We start from the raw sequence: 22539 nt of genomic DNA, 5'->3' as shown, positions 1-22539 counted from the left end.
TAACAAAGGGATGCGGAGTTATCCTGCATCCCTTCGTTTTTAAATAGCTCCGGAATATGTTACAGTTTTCCTTTCTTGATTTCGTCTACCACACCAGGATCCAGCAGGGTAGAGATATCGCCTAAGTTGTCCATATCGTTTTCAGCAATTTTGCGCAGGATGCGGCGCATAATTTTGCCGGAACGGGTTTTAGGCAAACCGCTTACAATCTGTATCTTATCTGGTTTTGCAATGGGGCCGATGATGCGGGCCACTGTTTGCGCGATATCTTTTTTAGTCAGTTCGGGATCATGTGTGAGCCGTTCGGTGATCACGTAAGCATAAATGCCCTGGCCTTTAATATCGTGAGGATACCCAACCACGGCGCTTTCCACTACGCCGGCGTGCATATTGATGGCGTTTTCCACTTCCGCGGTACCGATTCGGTGGCCGCTTACATTGAGTACGTCGTCCACGCGGCCGGTAATTTTGTAGTAGCCGTCTTCATCTCTCATACAGCCGTCGCCGGTGAAGTAGAGATTTTCGTAGGTAGAGAAATATGTTTTGCGGAAACGTTCGTGGTCGCCGTAGGTGCTGCGCAGCATACCTGGCCATGGGAACTTGATACAGAGGTTACCGCTTACGCCGTTGCCTTTGAGTTCTTTTCCATTTTCATCTACCAGGATAGGTTGTACACCTGGCAGCGGCAGGGTGGCGTATCCTGGTTTTTCTTTGGTGATGCCGGCAATAGGAGTGATCATGATACCACCGGTTTCTGTTTGCCACCAGGTATCCACGATGGGGCATTTGCCCTTGCCGATATTATCTTTAAACCAATGCCATGCTTCTTCGTTGATCGGTTCTCCCACGCTGCCCAGTTTTTTGAGGGAGCTGAGATCTTTATGATTAACCGGGCCGAGGCCATAGCTCATTAAGCTGCGGATAGCTGTTGGTGCGGTATATAAGGTGTTTACACGGAATTTATCTACAATTTCCCACAGCCGGCCTGCATCCGGATAAGTAGGCACCCCTTCAAACATGAGGGTGGTGGCGCCTGCGCTGAGCGGACCGTAGGCAATGTAACTGTGACCGGTGATCCAGCCGATATCTGCAGTACAGAAATATACTTCACCGGGCTGGTACTGGAAGGTATTTACAAAGGTGTAGTTGGCGTAAACCATGTAGCCGGCGCAGGTGTGTACCACGCCTTTAGGTTTGCCGGTGGAGCCGGAAGTATAGAGGATGAACAGGAGATCTTCTGCATCCATTTCTTCGGCGGGACAGGGCGGATTGCCCATTGTTTCCACCTGTTTTATTTCATCTTCCCACCACAGGTCCCTGCCTTTCAGCATACTTACCGGGGTGCGGGTGCGGGTACATACAATTACTTTTTTTACAGATGGACATGCCATCAACGCATCGTCCATAACGGATTTCAGCGGGATATCCTTCGCGCCGCGATAGGCGCCGTCGCAGGTGATCACCAGGCTGCACTGTGCATCCTGTATCCTGTCGGCAATAGATTGGGCGCTGAATCCTCCGAATACTACGGAGTGAACCGCGCCAATACGGGCGCAGGCCAGGATGGCGATAGCCAGTTCCGGGATCATGCCCATGTAAATGCAAACACGGTCGCCTTTTTTAACACCGTTGTTCTTCAGCACATTCGCAAACTGGCAAACTTTGTTGTATAAGTCGCGGTAAGTGATAATGCGGTGGTGTTCTTCGGGATCGTTGGGCTCCCAGATGATGGCAGGAGTATTACCCAATGTGCCCAGATGACGATCCAGGCAGTTTTCTGTAATGTTTAGTTTAGCACCGGTAAACCATTTGATTTCCGGGTCTTTAAAATTCCAGTCCAATACCTTGTCCCATTTGCGACGCCAGTAAAAATGGTCTGCTACATTAGCCCAGAAGCCTTCCGGGTCAATAACACTCTGTTGATAAGCCTGCTGATAATCTTCGATACTCTTGATCTGGTATGGGTACGACATAGCACCGTAATTGTTTATTGGTTAAGTACAAGCATTTTCCTAACGGGCTTTAAATTTAAGAAAAACCAGATGGTTTGGTAGAAATAATCTAAAAAATCATATTAAAAGCAGATTATTTTTCAACATATGAGCGGAGGTATTTGTAAACATCTGCTTCCTGGGGGTTGGTGGGATTGCCTAGCTGTAAGTAGCGTTTATAGTAACGGGTAGCAAGCGGTTTGTTATGGAGATGTACCTCGTAAATGCGGCCAATACTGTATTGGCGCAGGGGTTGATGAAAAAGGTAGTAGGCCGTATCCAGGTTGGCGACGGCTGATTTGTATTGGCGGAGCCCTTCGTAGTTGGCCGACTTTCCGCTATAGTAACTATCCAGGCTTTTAGAGGTGGCCATGTCGATGCAGGTTTGCAGCAGTTCATTGCTGGCGGTATAGTTTTTTAATTCGGTGTACGCGAGGGCTGCGTAATACATAATGCTTTCAGACTGACCCTTATTGGCAAGGAGGTATTCGTATACACCGATGCATTGCTGGTATTGTTTGAGCGTATACCAGGCGGCAGCAACAATGCTGAAGGTATTGGGCGACAGGATATTCATGCGCATCAGTTGTGTACCGAGGTCTGTGCAGCGGGTATAGTTTTTCAGGAACCAGGCCGATCTGATGGCGGTCATGATAACAGTGGGCTGAAGGGAATCTGTTTTCAGAAAGGTGCGCAGGATGCTGTCTGCCTGCGGATATTGTTGCTTTTCGATCAGTTCTTCCCCGAGGCGTGCGGTTACTTTTGGATCTGCCGGGTTGAGCGTATATGCTTTTTGCAGGTAAATAAAGGCGGTATCCGGCTGTTGTGCTGCGAAGCAGGCGAAGCTGAGTTGTTTGTATGCCGTGGCATTGGCGGGTTGCAGCCGTACAATTTGCCGGTAGTGAAAAATGGCCGGCAGCGGGCTTTCCAGCTGCATGCTGATGCTGGCAAGGTACTGATGTGCCGGTATATTGTTACTGTCCAATGCCAATACCTTTTCATAGTGGGTCATGGCGTCTTTTGTTTTTCCTGACAGGTAATAGGTATATGCCAGGAGGGAAAGCTGCGCGATGTTATTTTCCTGTACACGTGGCTGCAGATAGCTGATGGCGGCATCATACTGTTGGTTCTGGAGGTATTCCATCAGTTGGGTGCGGTCGATAGATTCCTGCGCCTGTGCGGCTGTTGTGATATTGATGAGTAGAAACAGGCTGATAAACCACTGGGTTGTCCGATGCATAAGAAGTAGTATTTATCTTTAAAACTAAGAATTTAGTTTTAAAAAGAAAAACTTAGTTGATGCTGACGGGAAGGATAATAGATGTATTTAAGAGGATGCTTACCGGGGGATACGGTATGCAGAAGGGGATCCTGGTTAACTGAAAGGTTAAAAGTAAAGCCTTGTTAGCCCGGGGTGGCGAACAAGGCTTTACGGCGCTTGATTACTTTTACGGAAGATGTTTCTACAAACGGCGGGATGAAAGGCAACAGTGATCATTTGGAAGGTTTCCGGTATTTTTCCAGGTCATCTTCGCCGGATGCAAATACTTCTTCCATAATTTCAATGATTCGTTGCTTTTCCGCATTGCTGAGTGCCGGAATGATTTTTCCTTTCTCATTTGGATTGGGTTTATCTCTTCCGCGCATCTTGCGATAAAATGTGGGTGTGCTCCAGTTGCATTCTTCACATACTTTCTCCCTGAACAGCACAGGAAGACTGGAAAGTTTGGTATGAATGTCAAGTAGCACATTTATTGGTTCTTTGCTCATAATGGGTATTGTTTTCAGAATGATTGGATATGGTTAACAAATGAATTGTCGGAATAGTAGAACATGTTTTAAAGTTACTTTAAGGTGTAAGCAAATGTATTTATAATCATGCAATTTATAATTATAAAATATTACTTTCTTCAAAAAAAATATGGAATGATGTAACTGTTTGCAGTAGCGGGTTTGAGAGAATTATTACCCTTTTGTTTATGATTCGTTATTCTGTAAATGATGTGTATTGCTTACACAATAATCCTGCTTATTATCATTCTGATTTCAGCGCTATTAAATCGATAAATATTTCTTGTTATCTTTTTGCGTATACCCTTTATAGTTAGTACAGGTATTTGTTGGCCAGGGCTACTTACGGACTTATATTTTTTTCGTTAAATTGATATTTTTATTTACAGAATGAAATATTAATTGTTAAATTATACGATAATACGACAGGTCATCCTGTATGTAGCATCATAATTTAAAATGAAAAGGGATGCAGTCGAGCCTGATACACATGGGACACCGGTTGAAACAGATCTTGAAGCAGAAGAAAATAAAGATTGTTGATTTCGCCACTATGGCCGGTTTTACAAATCAAATCGCTCATTATCACTTGCGGAAGAGTGACATGAAACGCGCCACTATGGAGCGTTTTTGTGCCCTTATTGGTATAACCCCCGAGGAGTTTATGAGATGGAACGGCGCCATGCAATTAACGAATGGTAAAAGTATACATCACGGGGAACGTTTGCAGCATATCATTGCGGAGAAAGGATTGAATAAAAGTAAGCTGGCAGGCCGTTTGGACATGAGCCGCCGCACGATGTATAATTTATTTGAGAAAGAAAACTTTTCACCTGATGAGCTGGACAGGGTAGCGAAAGGACTGGATATGACTGTGGATAGCTTTCTTAATCCAGGTGTTGTACAGGAAGCCCGCAACACAGATAGCGAAGAAATGATGCTGTTGAGAGAAAAATATTATAAGCAGCTGGAAGAATATACACAGTTATTGAAAAGTCATGCTGCACTGAAAGACGAGTTGTTGCAGATAAAGAAAGAACTGGCGGCTTTCCGCAAACAAAACAATTAAAACTGCCACTTGTTTGTTATAATGATATTTGTTGATAGTTTTTAACCGGTGCGCTTTAAAAATCAAGAGGACAACCACTGTTTTGAGAATATAAAAGTATTATATTTGTATACACCCCATTCTTCACCAAAACAGGAGTTGTATAAATGTCAGTTCCATATTATGTTCATGCAGGCGCCAGGTTGCGGCGTATATTAAGGCATAAGGAAATTGTGATCCTGCATTATGCCAGGAAAGTTAAACTAACCCCGCAGGGTCTGTATCGTTATTTTTCACAGGCGTCTATCAAAAGAGAAAAGCTGGATTTGTTGCTGGCTGCCGTTCCTGTTACACTGGAAGATTTTTACCACTGGAATTCACTGGAAGGAAATACCTGGCATCAGGGTGAGCTGCTGCAGTTATATCTTGCGAAGCAGAAAATAAAAGATAAGCAACTGGCAGCGCTGCTGCATTTATCGTTGGATGAAATACATGAATGGCTGGACTCCGCACAATTCAGCCGCGTGCAGCTGGAACTGCTGCAGGAGCACCTGCAATTATCTCCCGGCTACTTTACAGACCCACAAGCCCTGAAGCAGGGCGTTAACTGGGTGGAGGCCTACCTGGACAAGTGTATGGAGGTACAACAATACGCCCGTAAAGTAAATACCCTTGAAAAAAGGATCAATACCCTGGAAGCCAGGTAAGGCGGGTAATTGCCGGCTTTTAGTTGACAGCCAGCAATTGTTTTTCGTTTTGTACAGGACTGAGCGCAAAATATTCAGCTACCTCTTCCCAGTTATTTACCCGTTTGTAATCTGTAAGGGGTAAGTTGTGCGGTGCTGTAAACAGCAGTGGCGTTCCTTTAAAGGTACTCAGGTTTTTATCGTGATCGTCAATCATGTAGTCCGCTTCCACAATGGTTTTGGAGCCGCAGAATACGATGTTTTTCCAACTGATAAAAGGGAAGTGTTCATTCAGCCACGCATGTTTCTCCGCCAGCGACAGGGGGAATTCCATAGCTGCAGATACCACGAAAACCTCGTGTTGTTCTGCCAGCGCCTTTACTACTTCCTGGCTGCCGGCCATTACCGGTATCCCCCTGAAAAATCCCGGGGCACTTAATATTTTCATTGCTACTCCTTCCGGGAAAGCGCTGCCTTCCGGGATGTTGTTCAAACGCTCCGGATCTATTACTTCGCCATATTCCTTTGCGTATACGTCCAGCAGATGTTGGGTAAGGTCTGCCATTACATTGTCCATGTCGATTGCTATTCTTGCCATATTTTGCTATTTTATGCAAAGTTATGCGATATTCTGCAAATTATTGCATAATCTTTCATAATATTGCATAAAATAGCATGAGCATGTTGAGAGAGGAAAGGTTGGATTATATCCTCAAAAAGCTGCAAACAGATCATAAAGTGCTGCAAACAGAGCTTAGCAGCGATTTGCAGGTATCGGAAGATACGGTGCGCAGGGACCTCGAATCCCTGGCGCAAAACGGGCAGCTGATTAAAGTAAGGGGAGGCGCCATCCCGCATTCGCCGAATCCTTACTCTTTTAAAGAGCGTATCGTATATCATGAAGATGATAAGAAGCATATTGCCACCAAAGCCCTGGCGTACCTGCACAACGGGCAAACAATTATTCTCGATGGAGGTACTTCTACTTTAATGCTGGCCAAACTCTTTCCTTCTAATCTTCATATTACCGTTATTACGAACAGCGTACCCATCGTAGCACAGCTGATAGAGCATCCTGTGATCGAAGTAATTTTTACCGGCGGGCTGATTGGTAAGGATTCCCAAACAGCCGGTGGAATGGATACCATCCGTATGCTGGAAAAAATGCGGGCGGATATTTGCTTCCTGGGTATCTGCAGCTTGCATCCGGATGCGGGCGTAACGGGGCTGGATCTTGGCGAAGCAGATGTGAAAAGCGTGATGGTGGAATCTGCCAATAAAACCATTGCACTGGCTACCAGTGATAAAATGGGTACGGCAGAACCTTTTAAAGTATGCGATATCACAGGTTTGGATACTATTATTACAGACAATCCGGATCTGCCATCTCTGAAACCGTATATTAACCTGGGAATACAGGTAATCTGATCAATTTTAACTTTTATCTGACCGAAGATGTTACACGATCTATCGATGGTAATGATTAATAAAAGAGCCACACGCATTGCGGTGAGCGCCTTGTTTTTTTTAACCGGACTATGTTTTTCCAGTTGGGCCTCCCGCATTCCGGATATTCAGCTGGCATTAAACCTGAACGATGCCGGGCTGGGAAGCGTGCTGCTGGCGCTTCCGGTGGGCTCTATTATTTCCCTTCCGGTTGCCGGCATACTGGTATCGAAATATGGCAGCCGCCAGATACTGCTCATTGCAGCGGTAGCGTATGCGGCGGTGTTACCAGTGCTTGGTCTTGCGCATACTTCCTGGGAGTTGAGCGTATTCCTGGTGTTCTTTGGCTTTTTTGGTAACCTCGCCAACATTGCAGTGAACACACAGGCAGTAGGCGTGGAGGCTATGTACGGCCGTTCCATTATGGCTTCATTTCACGGATTGTGGAGTGTAGCGGGTTTTACCGGGGCGGCTTTTGGTACCTGGATGACAGGTTTGCACCTGGCGCCGGTGTATCACTTTTTAATTATTACCGCAGTTTCCTGGATCCTCATTGTCATTACCATGAACCGGCTGGTAGTACGCGTAACCAATGAAAACAATGCTCCTTCTTTATTTGGCAAACCGGATGCCTTCCTGTTTACACTTGGAATTATTGCGATGTGCTCTATGATTTGCGAGGGTACTATGTTTGACTGGAGCGGGGTATATTTCCGCAGGGTGATACAGGTAAGGGAAGGATGGTCCGGCGCCGGCTATGCTGCCTTCATGAGTACAATGGCATCCGGACGTTTTGTGGCCGATTACCTGACTACACGGCTTGGCGTTAAAAAGATGTTGCTGATAAGCGGTGGCCTCACTGCCAGCGGCTTGCTGGTAGCTGTTATCTTCCCTTACTTCGTTCCGGCTATGCTGGGCTTTATGCTGGTGGGCGCGGGCGTATCTGCAGTAGTACCGCTGGTATACAGTGCTGCGGGCAAATCTACCAAACTGCCACCGGGAATGGCGTTGGCCACCGTATCTACTATTGGCTATTTCGGATTTCTTTTTGGTCCTCCGCTGATCGGGTTTGTAGCGCAGGCTACCAATCTTGGCGTGGCTTTTACTATGATTGCCGTAATGGGCGCTGCTATAGCGGTCATGTCGTCCAGGATCAAATTATAATCCTGCTACCGCCGCTGCTCCATTTTTATGGGGCAGCGCGCGGAAAGAAAGTTCTTCTTCCCGGTGATCGAGCATCAGCCAGTATTCGCCGGTATCTTTTTCCCGCTCGGGTAACTTCATGCCGGCAAGCGCGGTGAGCAAGGGTTCCGGCGGATGATCAAATGGCACCAGCCTTACCAGCGGATGTATGCTTGTTTCATCATCGCCTGTTTCCATTAATAACTCCCGCGGTAAAAACTTCAATTCATTCATGGCCAGTTCCATCACTACAATTTCCCGCAGGTAAGGATTTACAATTTCCCCACTCAGTAATTTCTGTAACAGGAATTCACCAAAGATGTTGATCTCCCTTTTGAATTGCAGATCTGAACGGTTGTCGATGGCCCAAAATTCTTCTATTACCGGCATCAGTTGTTCTCCCAATAAAAAACAGGTATACGGAAGCATCGTGTAAATGGGTGTGATCCTGTTTACCCGGTACAGGGTACAGCTTACCGACATGCCCTGTTGGTATACCACCGTTTGCAACCGCCGTTGTTCGCGACTGGTAAGATCGTACCGTGATAATACCGCTGCCGGATTATTCCGCAGCTGCAGGCATAATTGCGGGGAGGCAATCAGATCTGTGAGCGCTTTCTGAAAAGATAGGAGTGACATAGTTTCAGGTATGATAAAGGTTCCAGGCTGCTTTTGCCCTGTTCAGCTCACGGGTAACGCCTTCAAATTGCAGCAGGTGAAAATAGGATTCATGAAACTCGAAAGTGATGCCGCATAAGTTGGGCACTAACGGTAACGTATACCCGAGTAACTCCCATACTTCCGGCGGGCAGGGCCCTGCGTGGGAATCGGTGTACATGCCGGCCATTTCGTTTCCTCCGGCAATGTGGATTTCGATGACCTTATCCAATTCCAGCTGTGCAATAAATGCCTTTGCATCGAAGTGGTGATTCACCGCATTCGTATATACGTTATGGATATCCAGCAGCAAGCCGCAGGAGGTATCGCGCGACAGCTCATTGAGAAAGGCTGTTTCGCTGAGTTCCTGTTCGGGCAGGTCGATGAAGTACACATTGTTTTCTACCAGGAAAGGTGTGCTGATGGAACGTTTGATAGCATTGATGCGACCGCCGATCATATCCAGCACTTCGTAATCATAGGGCACCGGCACGGCGAGCCCGGCATTGTGTTCTTCCTGTTGTTCGTTATGCACTTTTACGAAAGAGAGGTGATCACTATGCCATTTGAAGCGATAGCGTTCGTGCCATTCTTTCATTTTATAGAGATAGTTTTTATCGAAGATGCCTGCACTGCCGAGAGAGTAGGAGATATTGTGAGAAGTTAAAGGATATGTGGCGGCTATTTTATCCAGCACTTTCATCCACGATTCAATTTCTTCAAACCGTTGCGGCGTATTGTTCCCGCGATCTGTCCAGAACATATCCGGGATGATTTCCACGTAATCGCAGATACCGGGGCATGCGTCCAGGTATAGTTCCAGCGAAGGGTTGTAGAGAAGCCCTACGCCCAGCTGCGGAATAGTTTGCTGATAAAGATGGCCCACCCTGGCTGTTGATAATACTTGTGACATGGTGAGGAGATTTAAAGAGCCGTCCCGGTGGCGCCGGGACGGCATCCGCATTAATGTTGTTTGATAGCAATGTCTTTGATGACAGCCATTTTATCCAGATCCACTTTGATCACCTGTTCCAGTTTTTCCCGGATGTTAAAATGAACGCCGGATAAGCATGCCTGGCATCCACGGGGATTGATTTGTTTGATCACCATAGATTGCAGTTTGGTGATGTCTTCCATTTTGGTGCCTTTGGGAACGGCAACATCTACGTGACCATTGTCGCCGTAATGAATTTCAGCTGTACGCATGACGTTTGAATTTTGGGGTGTTTAAATATAAAATAAAGAAGAATTCCCTGCGGGGCAGGGCTGTTGTAGAATTTAGTGCCAGTCTTTTTGGGGTTGCAGCGCAGTATTTTAACTGCGGATGATAAAGTTAGGAGAATAAGATGAGATCATGATAAGTATTTATACGGGAAAATGGAGAGCGGGGAATACCCGGGTGATATCTAGTTATATTAGTTATATTGGTTTAATTGGTCGGTTAGTTTATGGGTATTGGCCAGTATGAATCCGAGGTCCTGCTCGTCTGTTATCAATTGATTGATCTGTAGTTTCAGGTAGAACAGCGAAGTTTGTGCATCCTGCCAGCTGGTATTAAGCGTCAGCGAGGGAGCTAGTGAGGGGTGTAATAAAAAGTGCAGATAAGACATCAGATTGGGCACTATGAGGGCTGGTTTAGCAATGGTAATGAAGGTTTTGTCAAAGTCTGCATGGCCTGTGCTGATTTTGCCTGAGTATAGCCGGCTTAACAGAGTAGTGACCGGACCGGCATTATAAATTTTCAGCTTGTTTTTTTGCGCCGGTAGCTCCATCAATAGTACTGTTTGTGTATCATAAATGTTTCCAATTTCCCGCCTCGGATCATCGGCTGCGTGCCATTTGAATTTTTGCTGTTGTTCATAGGTGTTTTTGGTGTGTCTCCAGGAAAAGGATAAATGCCCTTCTGTAAGATGATAATTAAAAGCAAAATTAAAGCAGTAATTCGGCTGAATATAATCACCCTCAATAAATGTTGCCTGGCCTCCATATTTATTTAAAACAGTTTTCCACGCTTCAGGAATTTCTTGCATACCTGGAATGATATTTCTCCCAAATAACGTATTTCTTCTATATAAATCCATCTATATTCAATCCGTTTTCAAAAAATCTTCTCCCAAAACAAAATTTATTTCCGTTTATAAACTTCAAATCCCGTAACTTTGCACGATTTTTTTGTTCCCTCACACGGCAGAAAGATCAATTTGGTTTTTCATTTTCAATAGATTACACAAATGCCAAAAGACTCATCTATCAAATCTGTACTCATTATCGGTTCTGGACCCATTATTATTGGTCAGGCTTGCGAATTTGATTATTCCGGTTCCCAGGCAGCACGTTCGCTGCGGGAAGAAGGAATTAAAGTGATTTTGATTAATTCCAACCCGGCTACCATCATGACGGATCCTATGATGGCCGATAAGGTTTATTTGCTGCCACTGACCGTGGAAAGCATTGAGCAGATTCTGGAAGAAAACCAGATAGATGCCGTATTACCTACTATGGGCGGCCAAACTGCGCTGAACCTTTGTAAGGAGGTAGACGAACTGGGAATATGGGAAAAAAATAACGTTCGCCTGATTGGAGTAGACATCAAAGCCATTGATAAGGCAGAAGACCGCGAACAGTTCCGTCAGTGGATGATCCGGCTGGGAATACCTGTAGCGCCTGCCAGAACAGCCAACTCCTTCCTGGAAGGAAAAGAGTTCGCCCAGGAAATCGGATTTCCGCTGGTAATCCGTCCTTCTTTCACACTGGGTGGTACCGGTGGTGGTTTTGTACATAGTAAAGAAGACCTGGATGAAGCGCTGGACCGTGGTTTGAAAGCGTCTCCGATCCACGAGGTACTGGTGGAAAAAGCCGTACTCGGATGGAAAGAATATGAACTGGAATTGTTGCGTGATAAGAATGATAACGTTGTTATCATTTGTACCGTGGAAAACCTCGACCCGATGGGTATCCACACCGGTGATTCCATTACGGTGGCTCCTGCGATGACCCTGAGCGACACTGCTTTCCAGGACATGCGTAACAAAGCGATGTTGATGATGCGCGACCTCGGCAACTTTGCCGGTGGCTGTAACGTGCAGTTCTCCCTCAATCCTGAAAATGAAGAGCTGATTGCCATCGAGATCAATCCACGTGTAAGCCGTTCTTCTGCACTGGCTTCCAAAGCAACCGGTTACCCGATTGCAAAAATTGCCGCGAAACTGGCTATTGGTTATTCTCTGGATGAACTGGAAAACCAGATCACGAAAACAACTTCTGCCTTCTTTGAACCGGCACTGGATTATGTGATTGTTAAGATGCCGCGCTGGAACTTTGATAAATTCAAAGGAGCTGATGATACTTTAGGACTGCAGATGAAGTCAGTAGGAGAGGTAATGTCTATCGGACGTACTTTCCCTGAAGCCCTCCAGAAAGCCTGTCAGAGCCTCGAAAACGATGCACTGGGACTGGGTTACTACGGTAAATCACTCATGAAGAGCGAGCAACTGATCGAGAAATTAAAACGTCCAACCTGGGATCGTATCTTCCGTATCAAAGATGCTTTGATGGCGGGTGTATCGGTAAAACATATTCACCAGCTCACCTTTATTGACCGCTGGTTCCTGCACCAGATCCAGGATATCGTTAACCTGGAAAAACAATTGCTGGAACTTGATCTGCAGACTGTTTCCGTTGATATGCTGAGAGACGCCAAGAAAATGGGCTTCTCCGATGCGCAGCTGGCTATCCTGTTTGGCGATTGTGATGAAGATGAAGTATACGCTAAACGTAAAGAGCTGGGTATCCGCCGTACCTTTAAAATGGTAGATACCTGCAGCGCGGAGTTTGAAGCAAAAACGCCTTACTTCTATTCTACTTTCGATACAGAAAACGAAAGTATTCCTTCCGATAAGAAAAAGATCATTGTACTTGGTTCCGGTCCAAACAGAATTGGCCAGGGTATTGAGTTTGACTACTGCTGTACGCATGGTTTGCAGGCGATCCAGGATTGCGGATATGAAGCGATTATGGTGAACTGTAACCCGGAAACCGTATCAACCGATTTCGATATGGCGGATAAGTTGTACTTCGAGCCGGTGTTCTGGGAAAATCTCTGGGAAATTGTGGAGCTGGAAAAACCGGAAGGAGTGATTGTTCAGCTGGGTGGGCAAACTGCACTGAAACTGGCGAAGCGCCTGGAAGCAAACGGTGTGAAGATCATCGGTACATCCTTTGACAATATGGATATTGCGGAAGACCGCGGCCGTTTCTCCGACATGCTGAAAGAACTGGGCATTCCTTATCCTAAATATGGTACCGCTTACAACACAGACGACGCTATAGATGTGGCGAAAGAAGTGGGTTACCCGGTGCTGGTACGTCCTTCCTATGTGTTAGGTGGGCAGCGTATGAGGATTGTTATTAATGAAGAAGAACTGGAAGAATCTGTACTGAGCCTGCTCAGACATCTGCCAGGTAACAAGATATTGATTGATCACTTCCTGGATCGTTGCCAGGAGGCGGAAATAGACGGTATTTTTGATGGTACCGACTTCCATGTAATGGGTGTGATGGAACATATTGAGCCAGCGGGTATCCACAGTGGCGATAGCCACGCGTTGCTGCCGGCTTTCAACCTGTCGCCCATCGAAGTAACTACTATGGAGTACTATGCGGAAAAGATTGCACGTGCGCTTGATATCCGTGGTTTGATCAACATTCAGTTTGCCATTAAAGATGGTAATGTGTTTGTGATTGAAGCCAATCCGCGTGCATCCCGTACTACACCGTTTATTGCCAAAGCTTACCAGGTACCTTACCTGAACATTGCCACTAAGGTGATGATAGGCGCTAATAAGCTGAAGGACTTTACCATTGTAAAGAACCTCACAGGTTTTGCCATCAAGGAGCCGGTGTTTTCTTTCAATAAGTTCCCGGGTGTAAATAAGGAGCTGGGCCCTGAAATGAAATCTACGGGAGAAGCGATCCGCTTTATCAAGGATCTGCGTGATCCATATTTCAGACAGCTGTTTAAAGAAAAGAGCATGTATCTGAGCAAATAGTTTCCTGTGAAGGAACCAAATATTAAAAGCCCTTCCGGTGTATACCGGAAGGGCTTTTTTATGTATAAATCGATTTATCTGAAATGAACAGAGCCTGATAAAAATCAGGCTCCTTCTTTTCCCTCAAAATAACCATTAAAGACACGACTATTGAATCTTGATACAATTCATATAGCGTGACCGGTAATGCAGTTTACAAATAATATTATATTTAAAAGAGATGTTAACTAATCAATAACAGATGAGATAATGTATAATATAATATATATTGATTATTAATATCTTAAAAAGAAGTTAATCTCGCGTGATTTGCCGGAATTTATTTGTGTAAAGTGAAAGTTCTCATGTTATCATATATAAATATTAGCGGCTAAAATATCTTCCTTTTTAACATTTCCAAAACGCTTTTGCTGCGTATAAGTACGAGGTTTGTTTACCCGATAAAAAGTTAACCCTTACATGGAATTTGAATCTACATTGTTTGTTGTGATGTGCTGGAAGCGTGCGCCTTTTCTGCGTATTGTTGTACCGTTACTGGCTGGGATCACTCTTCAGCTGTATATCCCGGTGTATCCTGCTTTATACATTGTATTGATCTGCTGTTGTATGGCAGGGATATCAGTGTTTCGTTTTCTACCGCTGCAATGGCGGTTTGCCGCTGCCTGGCTGCCGGGAATACTCCTCTTTATGTTGATCAGCTGTTGCGGCGGCCTTTTGTTATATAATACTGATCTCCGGCACAGTAAAGGGTTTTATGATAAATACACTACAGACACACCGTTTTATCTGTTGCGTATAAATGAACCGCCACAGGAAAAGCCCCGTTCTTTTAAAACAACAGCACAAGTGGTAGCCATCTGCAGGAAGGGTGAATGGATGCCCGTAAAGGGCTGTTTATTGCTTTATACGGGCAAGGATAGTCTTACGCCTGCCCTTCATTACGGAGATGAATTAATCGCCCGGAAACGGCCTGAATTGATCAAATTTAACGGCAACCCCGGTGCGTTTAACTATCAGCAATACATGGTAACGCAACAGGTTTATCAGCAGCTGTATCTCCGTAATGAAGATTTTTACCGGTTACCGCGCAATCGCGGGCACCCGGTGCGCAGGTTATTGCTGCGGGCAAGGGATTATTGCCTGTATAACCTGAAGAAATATATTGGAAACGGACCGGAAGCCGGTATGGCGGAAGCGCTGCTTATTGGTTACCGCCGGGACCTCGACCGGGATGTAGTGCAGAGCTATAGTAATACCGGCATTGTACATGTTATTGCCATTTCGGGGATGCATCTTGCGCTGTTGTATGGTACCTTATTATGGTTGCTGCAATGGCTGCCGGCACATCGCTGGCTGCATATTACCAAAGCATTGATCATCTTGCTTGTGCTGTGGGGATTTGCATTACTCACCGGTGCATCCGCCTCTGTACTTCGTTCTGCAGTGATGTTTACAGGCATTACCATCGGGCGTTTTGTATTGCACCGGCATAGCAGCATTTACAACACATTGGCCGCTTCGGCTACCTTATTACTATGCTTTAATCCCTACCTGGCTGTGGATGCAGGGTTTCAGCTGTCGTATCTCGCGGTACTCAGTATCCTGCTTTTTTACCAGCCCATTTACCGCCTGTTCCAATGGAAATACAGGTGGACAGATTGGCTCTGGCAAATGGTGGCGGTATCGCTGGCGGCGCAACTGATTACTACACCAGTGAGTTTATTTTACTTTCACCAGTTTCCCAATTACTTTTTGCCGGCTAATCTGATTGCGGTGCCCTTATCTACCGTAATTATTTATGGAGAAGTGATGCTGCTGTTGCTGGCTCCCTTCGGGACTCCGGCCGTTTGGCTGGGAAGCGCATTGAAATACATGATTCTCGGAATGAACAACTGCATCCGGTGGATAGGAGAGCTGCCAGGTGCGCTGATCAGGGATATTCACTGTTCACTGGCGCAAACGGTATTGCTTTATGTGCTCATTGCAGTACTGGCACTGTGGCTACTGGTCAGGTTCCGGCCTGGCTTGTGGATGGGTCTTCTTTGTATCTGGGGATTGCTGATGGCCCGCGTCAGCTGGGTGGTAGCTTGCCGCTCGCAATGCAGTATCATTGTTTATAACGTGCCCGCCTATACGGCAGTTGACTGTATTAAAGGTAACCTTGTACAATTTACCGGTAATGATAGCGTATGGCAATTACCTGTAGCGCAGCAACTCCTGAATACACGCACAAACCTGCGCGTTCATCCAGGCAAACCTGCTTCTTTTCAGCAATATGGCCGCTTTCTGAGCTTTGAGGGAAAACGGCTACTGATCATAGACAGCGCATTGCCGGATCGGGCGCCACCTGAAAAATTCCGGACCAATTATATTTTATTGACACGTAATCCATCGTTGGATATCAGGCGATTGGGTGATTTTTATACGTTTGATACGCTTATTTTTGCGGCTTCAAATAGTTCGCGGAGGATTGAGAAATGGAAAAGTGATTGTTACGTGTTAACTTTGCGCTTCTTTTCGGTTCCGGACCAGGGAGCCTATGTTATTAATTTCTAATGTTTTCCATTCATGCAAAAGCAAATTAAATCAGCGTTGATCTCCGTTTTCTATAAAGATAACCTGGAGAACATTGTTAAAAAATTAGGTGAACAAGGTGTTACCATCTATTCCACCGGCGGTACCCAAAAATTTATTGAGGACCTGGGTGTGAAATGTGTAGCTGTTGAAGACCTGACTGCTTACCCTTCTATTTTGGGTGGACGTGTTAAAACCCTGCATCCTAAAGTATTCGGTGGTATTCTGGCCCGCCGCGATAATCCACAGGATCTGGAACAACTGAAGGAATACCAGATTCCGGAAATAGACCTGGTAATTGTTGACCTGTATCCATTTGAGGAAACAGTGAAGAGCACCACGGTAGAACAAACCATCATCGAAAAAATTGATATAGGCGGAGTATCACTGATCCGTGCAGCCGGCAAAAACTACAAAGACGTGGTGATTGTTGCTTCTAAAGATCAATACGCCGACCTCGAAAAAGTACTGACCGATAACAACGGCGCTACTACCATTGAAGACCGCAGAAACTTTGCTGCTAAAGCATTTGAAGTTTGCGCTCACTATGATGTGGCGATCTCCCAGTATTTCCTGAATAATGAGCCGGGCGTAAACTTCCAGCTCTCTATTCCGGAAGGACAAGTGAACCGTTATGGTGAAAACCCGCATCAGCGTGGTGTTTTCTATGGTAACCTCAACGAAATCTTCAACAAATTACATGGCAAGGAATTATCCTTCAACAACCTGGTGGATGTAGACGCTGCATGCCAGCTGATCCAGGAATTTGAAGCCACCACCTTTGCTGTGATCAAGCATACCAACGTTTGCGGTATTGCTTCCCGTGATACGCTGAAAGAAGCCTGGGACGCAGCACTGGCAGGCGATAAGGAAAGCGCTTTTGGCGGCGTACTGGTAACCAACAAGGTAATCGACAAAACCACTGCGGAATCCATCAGCGAAATTTTCTTCGAAATCCTGATCGCTCCGGGCTTTGATGCCGATGCACTTACTGTACTGCAGGCCAAAAAGAACCGCATCCTCCTGGAACAGAAACAACCGGTAAAGAGCAAATACATGTTCAAAAATGTATTGAATGGCGTTTTGCTGCAGGACAGCGATAATGGTAACTACAAAGAATGGAATGAAGTAGGGGCCCGTCCAGCTACACCGGCTGAAAAATCTGACCTGGAATTTGCCAATATCGTTTGCAAACACCTGAAATCAAATGCTATCGCATTAGTAAAGGATCAGCAGCTGATTGGTAAAGGTTGTGGTCAGACTTCCCGTATCGACGCACTGCGCCACGCTATTGAAAAGGCAGGCCAGTTTAGCTTCGATCTGAAAGGCGCAGCAATGGCTTCCGATGCATTCTTCCCCTTCAACGACTGTGTAAGCATTGCGCACGAACATGGCATTACTGCGGTTATCCAGCCCGGTGGCTCCATGAGGGATAATGACTCCATCGAATTCTGTAAAGAACATAATATGGTGATGGTAATGACCGGTATGCGTCACTTCAGACACTAGCGGTAATTATGAGAATTTATAAGAGAAAGCACCGGAATTTCCCGGTGCTTTCTTATTTTCATCTTATAATATTCAAAAAATAATAATAGTATTGTTGACTTGTAAATCAATATCATCCTAAAAGCGAGGACCATAAGCGAATAGCAGCTACAAATGTCTTTTATCCAACAAAATATCATGCAGGATGCAGATGATGCCTGGTTGATCGGGGAGTTTAAAACCACCGGTAAACTGGATTTTCTTGCAGCCCTTTACCAGCGTTATATGAACCTGGTATACGGTGTATGCCTGAGATATTTTGATGAAGAAGCCAGCAAAGATGCAGTAATGCAGATCTTTGAAGAGTTAATTATAAAACTGAAGCAACATGAAGTCCAGAATTTTAAAAGCTGGCTGCATGTACTTGCCCGCAATCATTGTTTAATGAAGCTGCGGGCAATGAAAAATAAGGAATCCCGCCAGGTGTCTATTGATGATCACCCCATTGTGGAAAACGGGGAAAACGGGCATCATGAAAACGGAGTATCACTGGAAGATAACCTGCAGAGCATGGAAAAATGCCTGGAAACCTTGCCGGAAGAACAAAAACGCAGTGTAGACTTGTTTTACCTGAAGGAAAAGAGCTACCGGGAAGTGAGCGTTATCACCGGATATGAAATGAATAAGGTGAAAAGCTACATCCAGAACGGAAAGCGGAACCTGAAAATATGTATGGAACAACAAAATGACTGACAAGCGGCCACATATAAAACCGGAAGAACTCGCCGGACTTATCCGCCAATACCTGGCAGGTGAGCTCGACGATAAAGCCATGCATGCCTTGGAACGTCAGGCCCTGGACGACCCGTTCCTGGCTGATGCGCTGGAAGGCTATGCCTTGCACACGCCGGAACAAACCGCCCACCAGGAAGACCTTGCGGCCAGATTGTCTGAAAGAATTGCCTCCAGAGGCCGCATCCGCCCGATGTTTTATCGAATAGCCGCGGCCGCGGCCATTTTGCTGCTGATGTTTTCTGCAGGCTGGTTCCTGTGGGAACAGCAACGGAGAACGCCCATTGCCGGCGTAAATACATCTAATTCTGCAAAGGAACCGGCGTCTGTATTCTCCGAACATGGAGACACCGCACCATCGCCGGCAAATGCTGATCATCCTGCCCAAAAAATTACTCCTCCCACACCCGCTAAACCGGTAACTGCCGAAAAGCAAGCCGCAAAACAGGAGCCGGCAACTGAAGCCGCGGATAAGACTATACCCTACGCCAAAAACGAGGCGGCAGATAAAACAGTTCCTTCTGTCAGCAGAAGAGTACCTGATGTCGATAGTAGTGTTCCCGCTGCGGCCACGGCCATTCAGGCGGAGCGCGCTGAACAACAGCGGAATTTTGCAGTCCCTCCTGCACCAAATAAAGAGAAACAGATAATGATAAGGGGGCAAAATAATTATTCACTGGGTAAACTGGATAGTCAGAAGAATGCATTAAACGAAGTAGTAGTGATTGGTTATGGTATACAAAAGAAACAAAATGTTACGGGTGCAGTAACTGTTGTCAAAGAAAGCGCCATTTCTGATTCCGGTACTCAGGCATTCTTGCAAGGGAAGGTGGCAGGAGTAGACGTGTCATCTGACGATACTGATATCAATGCCTACCGGGCGCCTGCTCCTATAACCGGGGAAACCGCTTTTCAAAATTATCTTAAAACCAAAACTGTTAACCCGGATAACCTATATAACGGTACTGTACGTGTATCCTTTACCGTTATGCCGGATGGTAGCCTGCAGGACTTTAAAATTATCCGTCACCTGAATGATGCGTGTGATGCAGAAGCCATCCGGGTGATCAAAGAAGGCCCGGCATGGATACCTGCTTCAGACGGAAAGCCCGCTAAAGTAAAAGTCAGGGTAAAATTTAATGTGCAGAAAGATAAGTAGCTATTTTCGCTCTTTCCATTGCTGGTTAAAGGATTTGGAGGCGAATACAGGTAGTTCGCGGTTATCTCCCCAGCTTTTGGCAAAGAATCTTCGCAGCAGGAAATTTTTCATTTTTCCACTGGCTAAGTTCATCATTTTGCGGCTGCTACAGCCTTGCTTCCACATAAACCAGGCAAATTTCTCTCCCCCGGAAGTATAGTTTTCCTCTACTGCTTTCTGACGGTTATGCAGCAACAGTTCATGCAGGTTAATGCGCACCGGGCATACTTCAGTACAGTTACCACACAACGAAGAGGCAAAGCTCAGGTGCATGTAAGAGTCCATCCCTTTCAGGTGAGGGGTAATCACAGCGCCGATAGGACCACTGTAGGTGGCGGCATATGAGTGACCGCCAATATTTTTATAAACAGGGCAGGCATTGAGGCAGGAGCCACAACGGATGCAGTATAAGCTTTCACGTGCAGTAGTATCCTGCAGGATGTTGGTACGGCCATTGTCCATCAGGATCACATACATTTCCTCCGGACCGTCTATTTCTCCTTCCTGCCGGGGGCCGCTGAAAATACTGTTGTAAGCGGTGATCTGCTGCCCCGTACCATAGGTAGCCAGTAAAGGCCAGAACAGGCTGAGGTCTGTAATAGAAGGGAGTACTTTTTCAATACCCACCAGTACAATATGAGTTTTGGGAAATGCCGTGGTTAAACGCGCATTGCCTTCATTTTCTGTAACGGCTATGGAGCCGGTATCTGCTATGATGAAGTTGGCGCCGGTGATACCTATTTCCGCCTGAAGATATTTGTGACGGAGCTTTTCGCGGGCAACCAGGGTTAGTTGCTCTGGTGTAAGCCCGGGATCAGTACCAAGTTTATCTGCAAACAAGTGGGCCACATCCTCCTTGCTTTTGTGCATGGCCGGGGTAACGATGTGGTATGGCGGTTCTCCGTCGAGTTGTTGTATATATTCCCCGAGATCAGTTTCCACACACTCGATGCCATTACTTTCCATAAAGGCGTTCAGGTGTACTTCCTCGGTAGCCATCGACTTACTTTTTACGATGCTTTTGCATTGCTTGGCCTGGCAAATGGCCAGTATTTCCTGTTGTACCTGTTCGGCAGTTTCGGCCCAGATGACCTTGCCGCCGCGACGGGTAAAGTTTTGCTCGAATTCTTCCAGGTGATTATCCAGGTGCTCAATAGCTCTCCACTTGATGTTCTTGGCTCTTTCCCTTGCGCCGGGTAAATCCGTAAACTGTTGTTTACCGGCTTTTACAGCTGTATTGTATTTGCCTATATTGAAGTTGATCGTCTGCCGGTGGCCGAGATCAGACGCTTTCTTTTCACTTTCTTCCAGAAAAGTAGATGCTGTTTGATGCATAAGCAAGCAATATTCCTAATTAAAGATAGTTAAATCCGAAAATGATTTACCCGTGTTCTTTTCTTGCGATGTTGTCCAACACTTCATAAAATTCCGTGCCGTATTTTCTGATCAAAGCATCTTTAAGGAAACGATACACTGGCACCTGAAGGGTTTTACCGTTCTTGCAGGCGGGTTTGCAAACCTCCCAACGGTCATAATTTACTGCTTCAAATGTTTCGTATTTTTTAATACGGATAGGGTAGAGATGACAGGAAATAGGTTTTTTGAAATCAACCACTCCATCATTGTATGCTTTCTCGATGCCACAACCTACTATGCCGTGATCGTCTATAGTGGCGTATGCACAAATGCCTTTGTTTACAATAGGGGTAACATATCCATACTCATCGTCGGTAGTATTGGTACCAGTGTGCTCAATTTCTTTGATACCATCTTCCCGGAGGTAAGATTTAATCTTCGGATAAATTTTCTTCAGGATTTTAACTTCTGTTTTATCCAGTGGAGCGCCACAATCGCCCGCTACACAACAGGCGCCTTTGCAGGCAGACAGATTGCACACAAATTGCTCCTCAATTACTTCGTCACTTATGTATTTATCGTCAATGATAATCATCGGGAATGGTCTTTTGCCTGAAATTGCAGACAGACAATCTTATTAAGACCACAAAGTTACAGCATTCAGGGCTTATCTCCAGCGCAGGGTTTCTACCATATGCCACATATCCTGTTCCAGGAACCGGTAAACGGGTGCGAGGGAGTCCGCGTTGGGTGTAACATCAAAATAAAGGGCGCCGCGGAGGAAGTGTTTTACCGAATCGGTGGCAAAGAATTGTTTCGAGGAGGCGGCGTTGCCACCCACTTCATAGAAGGTACCGCTTACGTTGTTTGCTGTATGGATCTTGTTTTCATCGATATATTCTGCCTTGTAGGTATGCTTGTAGGTCATTTTAAAGGCATCGTCCACCAGTTTGCGGAAGCTGTTGTTACCGGGGCCGATGATCTTATAGCTCATATAAATTTTCCCGTTCAGGGAGGGGAAGTCTATATTGATCCAGTAAGGGTTTTCGGGGGCTGCGCCAAAAAAGGAAGTGTCTTTGACGATATTGGCATATGCCGGGTATTCAAATGTGTAAGGATATCCGGGCATATCGAAAGTGCGGTATTTTCTCTCCGGAAATTTTACCTGGAAATAGCCTCTGGGCTTCGGTGTGGGTACGTTTTCACAGGCGGCAAATATACACATCAGCCCGATGATCAGTGCGAGGGCCTTTCCTTTAATCGCTGGCATTTTATGCTTATT

Annotated in this window: 20 protein-coding genes; 9 read left to right on the top strand and 11 right to left on the bottom strand. The window is 45.8% G+C overall.

Annotation, left to right across the window (positions count from 1 at the left end; genetic code table 11):
• Positions 1 to 59 precede the first annotated feature (59 nt).
• The 3 genes from acs to B5Z18_RS20180 form a co-directional block, all read right to left on the bottom strand.
• On the bottom strand, positions 60 to 1973 hold the full coding sequence (gene acs, locus B5Z18_RS20190; RefSeq protein WP_079471310.1) for an acetate--CoA ligase: 1914 nt from the start codon (positions 1971 to 1973) through the stop codon (positions 60 to 62).
• A gap of 112 nt (positions 1974 to 2085) precedes the next feature.
• Positions 2086 to 3231: a tetratricopeptide repeat protein gene (locus tag B5Z18_RS20185; RefSeq protein WP_079471309.1), complete on the bottom strand. Its 1146-nt coding sequence runs from the start codon at positions 3229 to 3231 to the stop codon at positions 2086 to 2088.
• A 254-nt stretch (positions 3232 to 3485) separates the two neighbouring features.
• A complete protein-coding gene (locus B5Z18_RS20180) occupies positions 3486 to 3761 on the bottom strand; it encodes a hypothetical protein (RefSeq protein ID WP_079471308.1) in 276 nt (91 codons plus the stop codon).
• Between the two features lie 490 nt (positions 3762 to 4251).
• Between B5Z18_RS20180 and B5Z18_RS20175 the strand changes: the two genes are divergently transcribed.
• Positions 4252 to 4851, top strand: coding sequence for a helix-turn-helix domain-containing protein (locus tag B5Z18_RS20175; RefSeq protein ID WP_079471307.1), 600 nt, complete (start codon positions 4252 to 4254; stop codon positions 4849 to 4851).
• A 146-nt stretch (positions 4852 to 4997) separates the two neighbouring features.
• The gene (locus B5Z18_RS20170; protein WP_079471306.1) at positions 4998 to 5537 is read left to right on the top strand and encodes a hypothetical protein; all 540 of its coding nucleotides are present in this window, start codon (positions 4998 to 5000) and stop codon (positions 5535 to 5537) included.
• A 19-nt stretch (positions 5538 to 5556) separates the two neighbouring features.
• Here B5Z18_RS20170 and B5Z18_RS20165 read toward each other — a convergent pair whose 3' ends face one another.
• Complete coding sequence (locus tag B5Z18_RS20165) at positions 5557 to 6114, bottom strand: 5' nucleotidase, NT5C type (protein ID WP_079471305.1); 558 nt, start codon at positions 6112 to 6114, stop codon at positions 5557 to 5559.
• 83 nt (positions 6115 to 6197) lie between these two features.
• On the opposite strand from B5Z18_RS20165, the gene B5Z18_RS20160 reads away from it, so the two are divergent.
• Complete coding sequence (locus tag B5Z18_RS20160) at positions 6198 to 6944, top strand: DeoR/GlpR family DNA-binding transcription regulator (protein ID WP_079471304.1); 747 nt, start codon at positions 6198 to 6200, stop codon at positions 6942 to 6944.
• A 27-nt stretch (positions 6945 to 6971) separates the two neighbouring features.
• Complete coding sequence (locus B5Z18_RS20155) at positions 6972 to 8126, top strand: MFS transporter (RefSeq protein WP_079471303.1); 1155 nt, start codon at positions 6972 to 6974, stop codon at positions 8124 to 8126.
• Here B5Z18_RS20155 and B5Z18_RS20150 read toward each other — a convergent pair.
• The 4 genes from B5Z18_RS20150 to B5Z18_RS20135 all read right to left on the bottom strand — a co-directional run bounded on the left by B5Z18_RS20150 (position 8121) and on the right by B5Z18_RS20135 (position 10831).
• On the bottom strand, positions 8121 to 8783 hold the full coding sequence (locus tag B5Z18_RS20150; RefSeq protein ID WP_079471302.1) for a hypothetical protein: 663 nt from the start codon (positions 8781 to 8783) through the stop codon (positions 8121 to 8123). The genes B5Z18_RS20155 and B5Z18_RS20150 overlap by 6 nt on opposite strands.
• 4 nt (positions 8784 to 8787) lie before the next feature.
• Complete coding sequence (locus tag B5Z18_RS20145; RefSeq protein WP_159454368.1) at positions 8788 to 9714, bottom strand: MbnB/TglH/ChrH family RiPP precursor modification enzyme; 927 nt, start codon at positions 9712 to 9714, stop codon at positions 8788 to 8790.
• A gap of 50 nt (positions 9715 to 9764) precedes the next feature.
• The gene (locus B5Z18_RS20140; protein ID WP_079471300.1) at positions 9765 to 10007 is read right to left on the bottom strand and encodes a hypothetical protein; all 243 of its coding nucleotides are present in this window, start codon (positions 10005 to 10007) and stop codon (positions 9765 to 9767) included.
• Between the two features lie 209 nt (positions 10008 to 10216).
• Entirely contained in the window at positions 10217 to 10831 is a 615-nt protein-coding gene (locus tag B5Z18_RS20135) for a hypothetical protein (RefSeq protein ID WP_079471299.1), read from the bottom strand.
• A 201-nt stretch (positions 10832 to 11032) separates the two neighbouring features.
• Between B5Z18_RS20135 and carB the strand changes: the two genes are divergently transcribed.
• The 5 genes from carB (at position 11033) to B5Z18_RS20110 (ending at position 19862) form a co-directional block, all read left to right on the top strand.
• Positions 11033 to 13849: a carbamoyl-phosphate synthase large subunit gene (carB, locus tag B5Z18_RS20130; protein ID WP_079471298.1), complete on the top strand. Its 2817-nt coding sequence runs from the start codon at positions 11033 to 11035 to the stop codon at positions 13847 to 13849.
• A gap of 459 nt (positions 13850 to 14308) precedes the next feature.
• Positions 14309 to 16405, top strand: a complete 2097-nt coding sequence (locus B5Z18_RS20125; RefSeq protein WP_079471297.1) for a ComEC/Rec2 family competence protein — start codon at positions 14309 to 14311, stop codon at positions 16403 to 16405.
• 12 nt (positions 16406 to 16417) lie between these two features.
• Positions 16418 to 17932, top strand: coding sequence for a bifunctional phosphoribosylaminoimidazolecarboxamide formyltransferase/IMP cyclohydrolase (gene purH, locus B5Z18_RS20120; RefSeq protein ID WP_079471296.1), 1515 nt, complete (start codon positions 16418 to 16420; stop codon positions 17930 to 17932).
• 153 nt (positions 17933 to 18085) lie between these two features.
• Positions 18086 to 18664, top strand: coding sequence for an RNA polymerase sigma factor (locus B5Z18_RS20115; protein ID WP_079471295.1), 579 nt, complete (start codon positions 18086 to 18088; stop codon positions 18662 to 18664).
• Entirely contained in the window at positions 18657 to 19862 is a 1206-nt protein-coding gene (locus B5Z18_RS20110; protein WP_079471294.1) for an energy transducer TonB, read from the top strand. The genes B5Z18_RS20115 and B5Z18_RS20110 overlap by 8 nt, the downstream gene beginning before the upstream one ends.
• Here B5Z18_RS20110 and B5Z18_RS20105 read toward each other — a convergent pair whose 3' ends face one another.
• From B5Z18_RS20105 to gldD, 3 genes are all read right to left on the bottom strand, one after another.
• Entirely contained in the window at positions 19863 to 21236 is a 1374-nt protein-coding gene (locus tag B5Z18_RS20105; protein WP_079471293.1) for a LutB/LldF family L-lactate oxidation iron-sulfur protein, read from the bottom strand.
• Between the two features lie 46 nt (positions 21237 to 21282).
• On the bottom strand, positions 21283 to 21852 hold the full coding sequence (locus B5Z18_RS20100) for a DUF3109 family protein (RefSeq protein ID WP_079471292.1): 570 nt from the start codon (positions 21850 to 21852) through the stop codon (positions 21283 to 21285).
• Positions 21853 to 21924: 72 nt separating this feature from the next.
• The gene (gldD, locus tag B5Z18_RS20095; RefSeq protein ID WP_079471290.1) at positions 21925 to 22527 is read right to left on the bottom strand and encodes a gliding motility lipoprotein GldD; all 603 of its coding nucleotides are present in this window, start codon (positions 22525 to 22527) and stop codon (positions 21925 to 21927) included.
• Between the last annotated feature and the right edge of the window lie 12 nt (positions 22528 to 22539).

It is taken from the genome of Chitinophaga ginsengisegetis (assembly GCF_900168065.1).
Taxonomy (GTDB): Bacteria; Bacteroidota; Bacteroidia; order Chitinophagales; family Chitinophagaceae; genus Chitinophaga; species Chitinophaga ginsengisegetis.
Note: the sequence above shows the minus strand (reverse complement) of the source record. Positions and strands in the feature narration are given on the sequence as shown.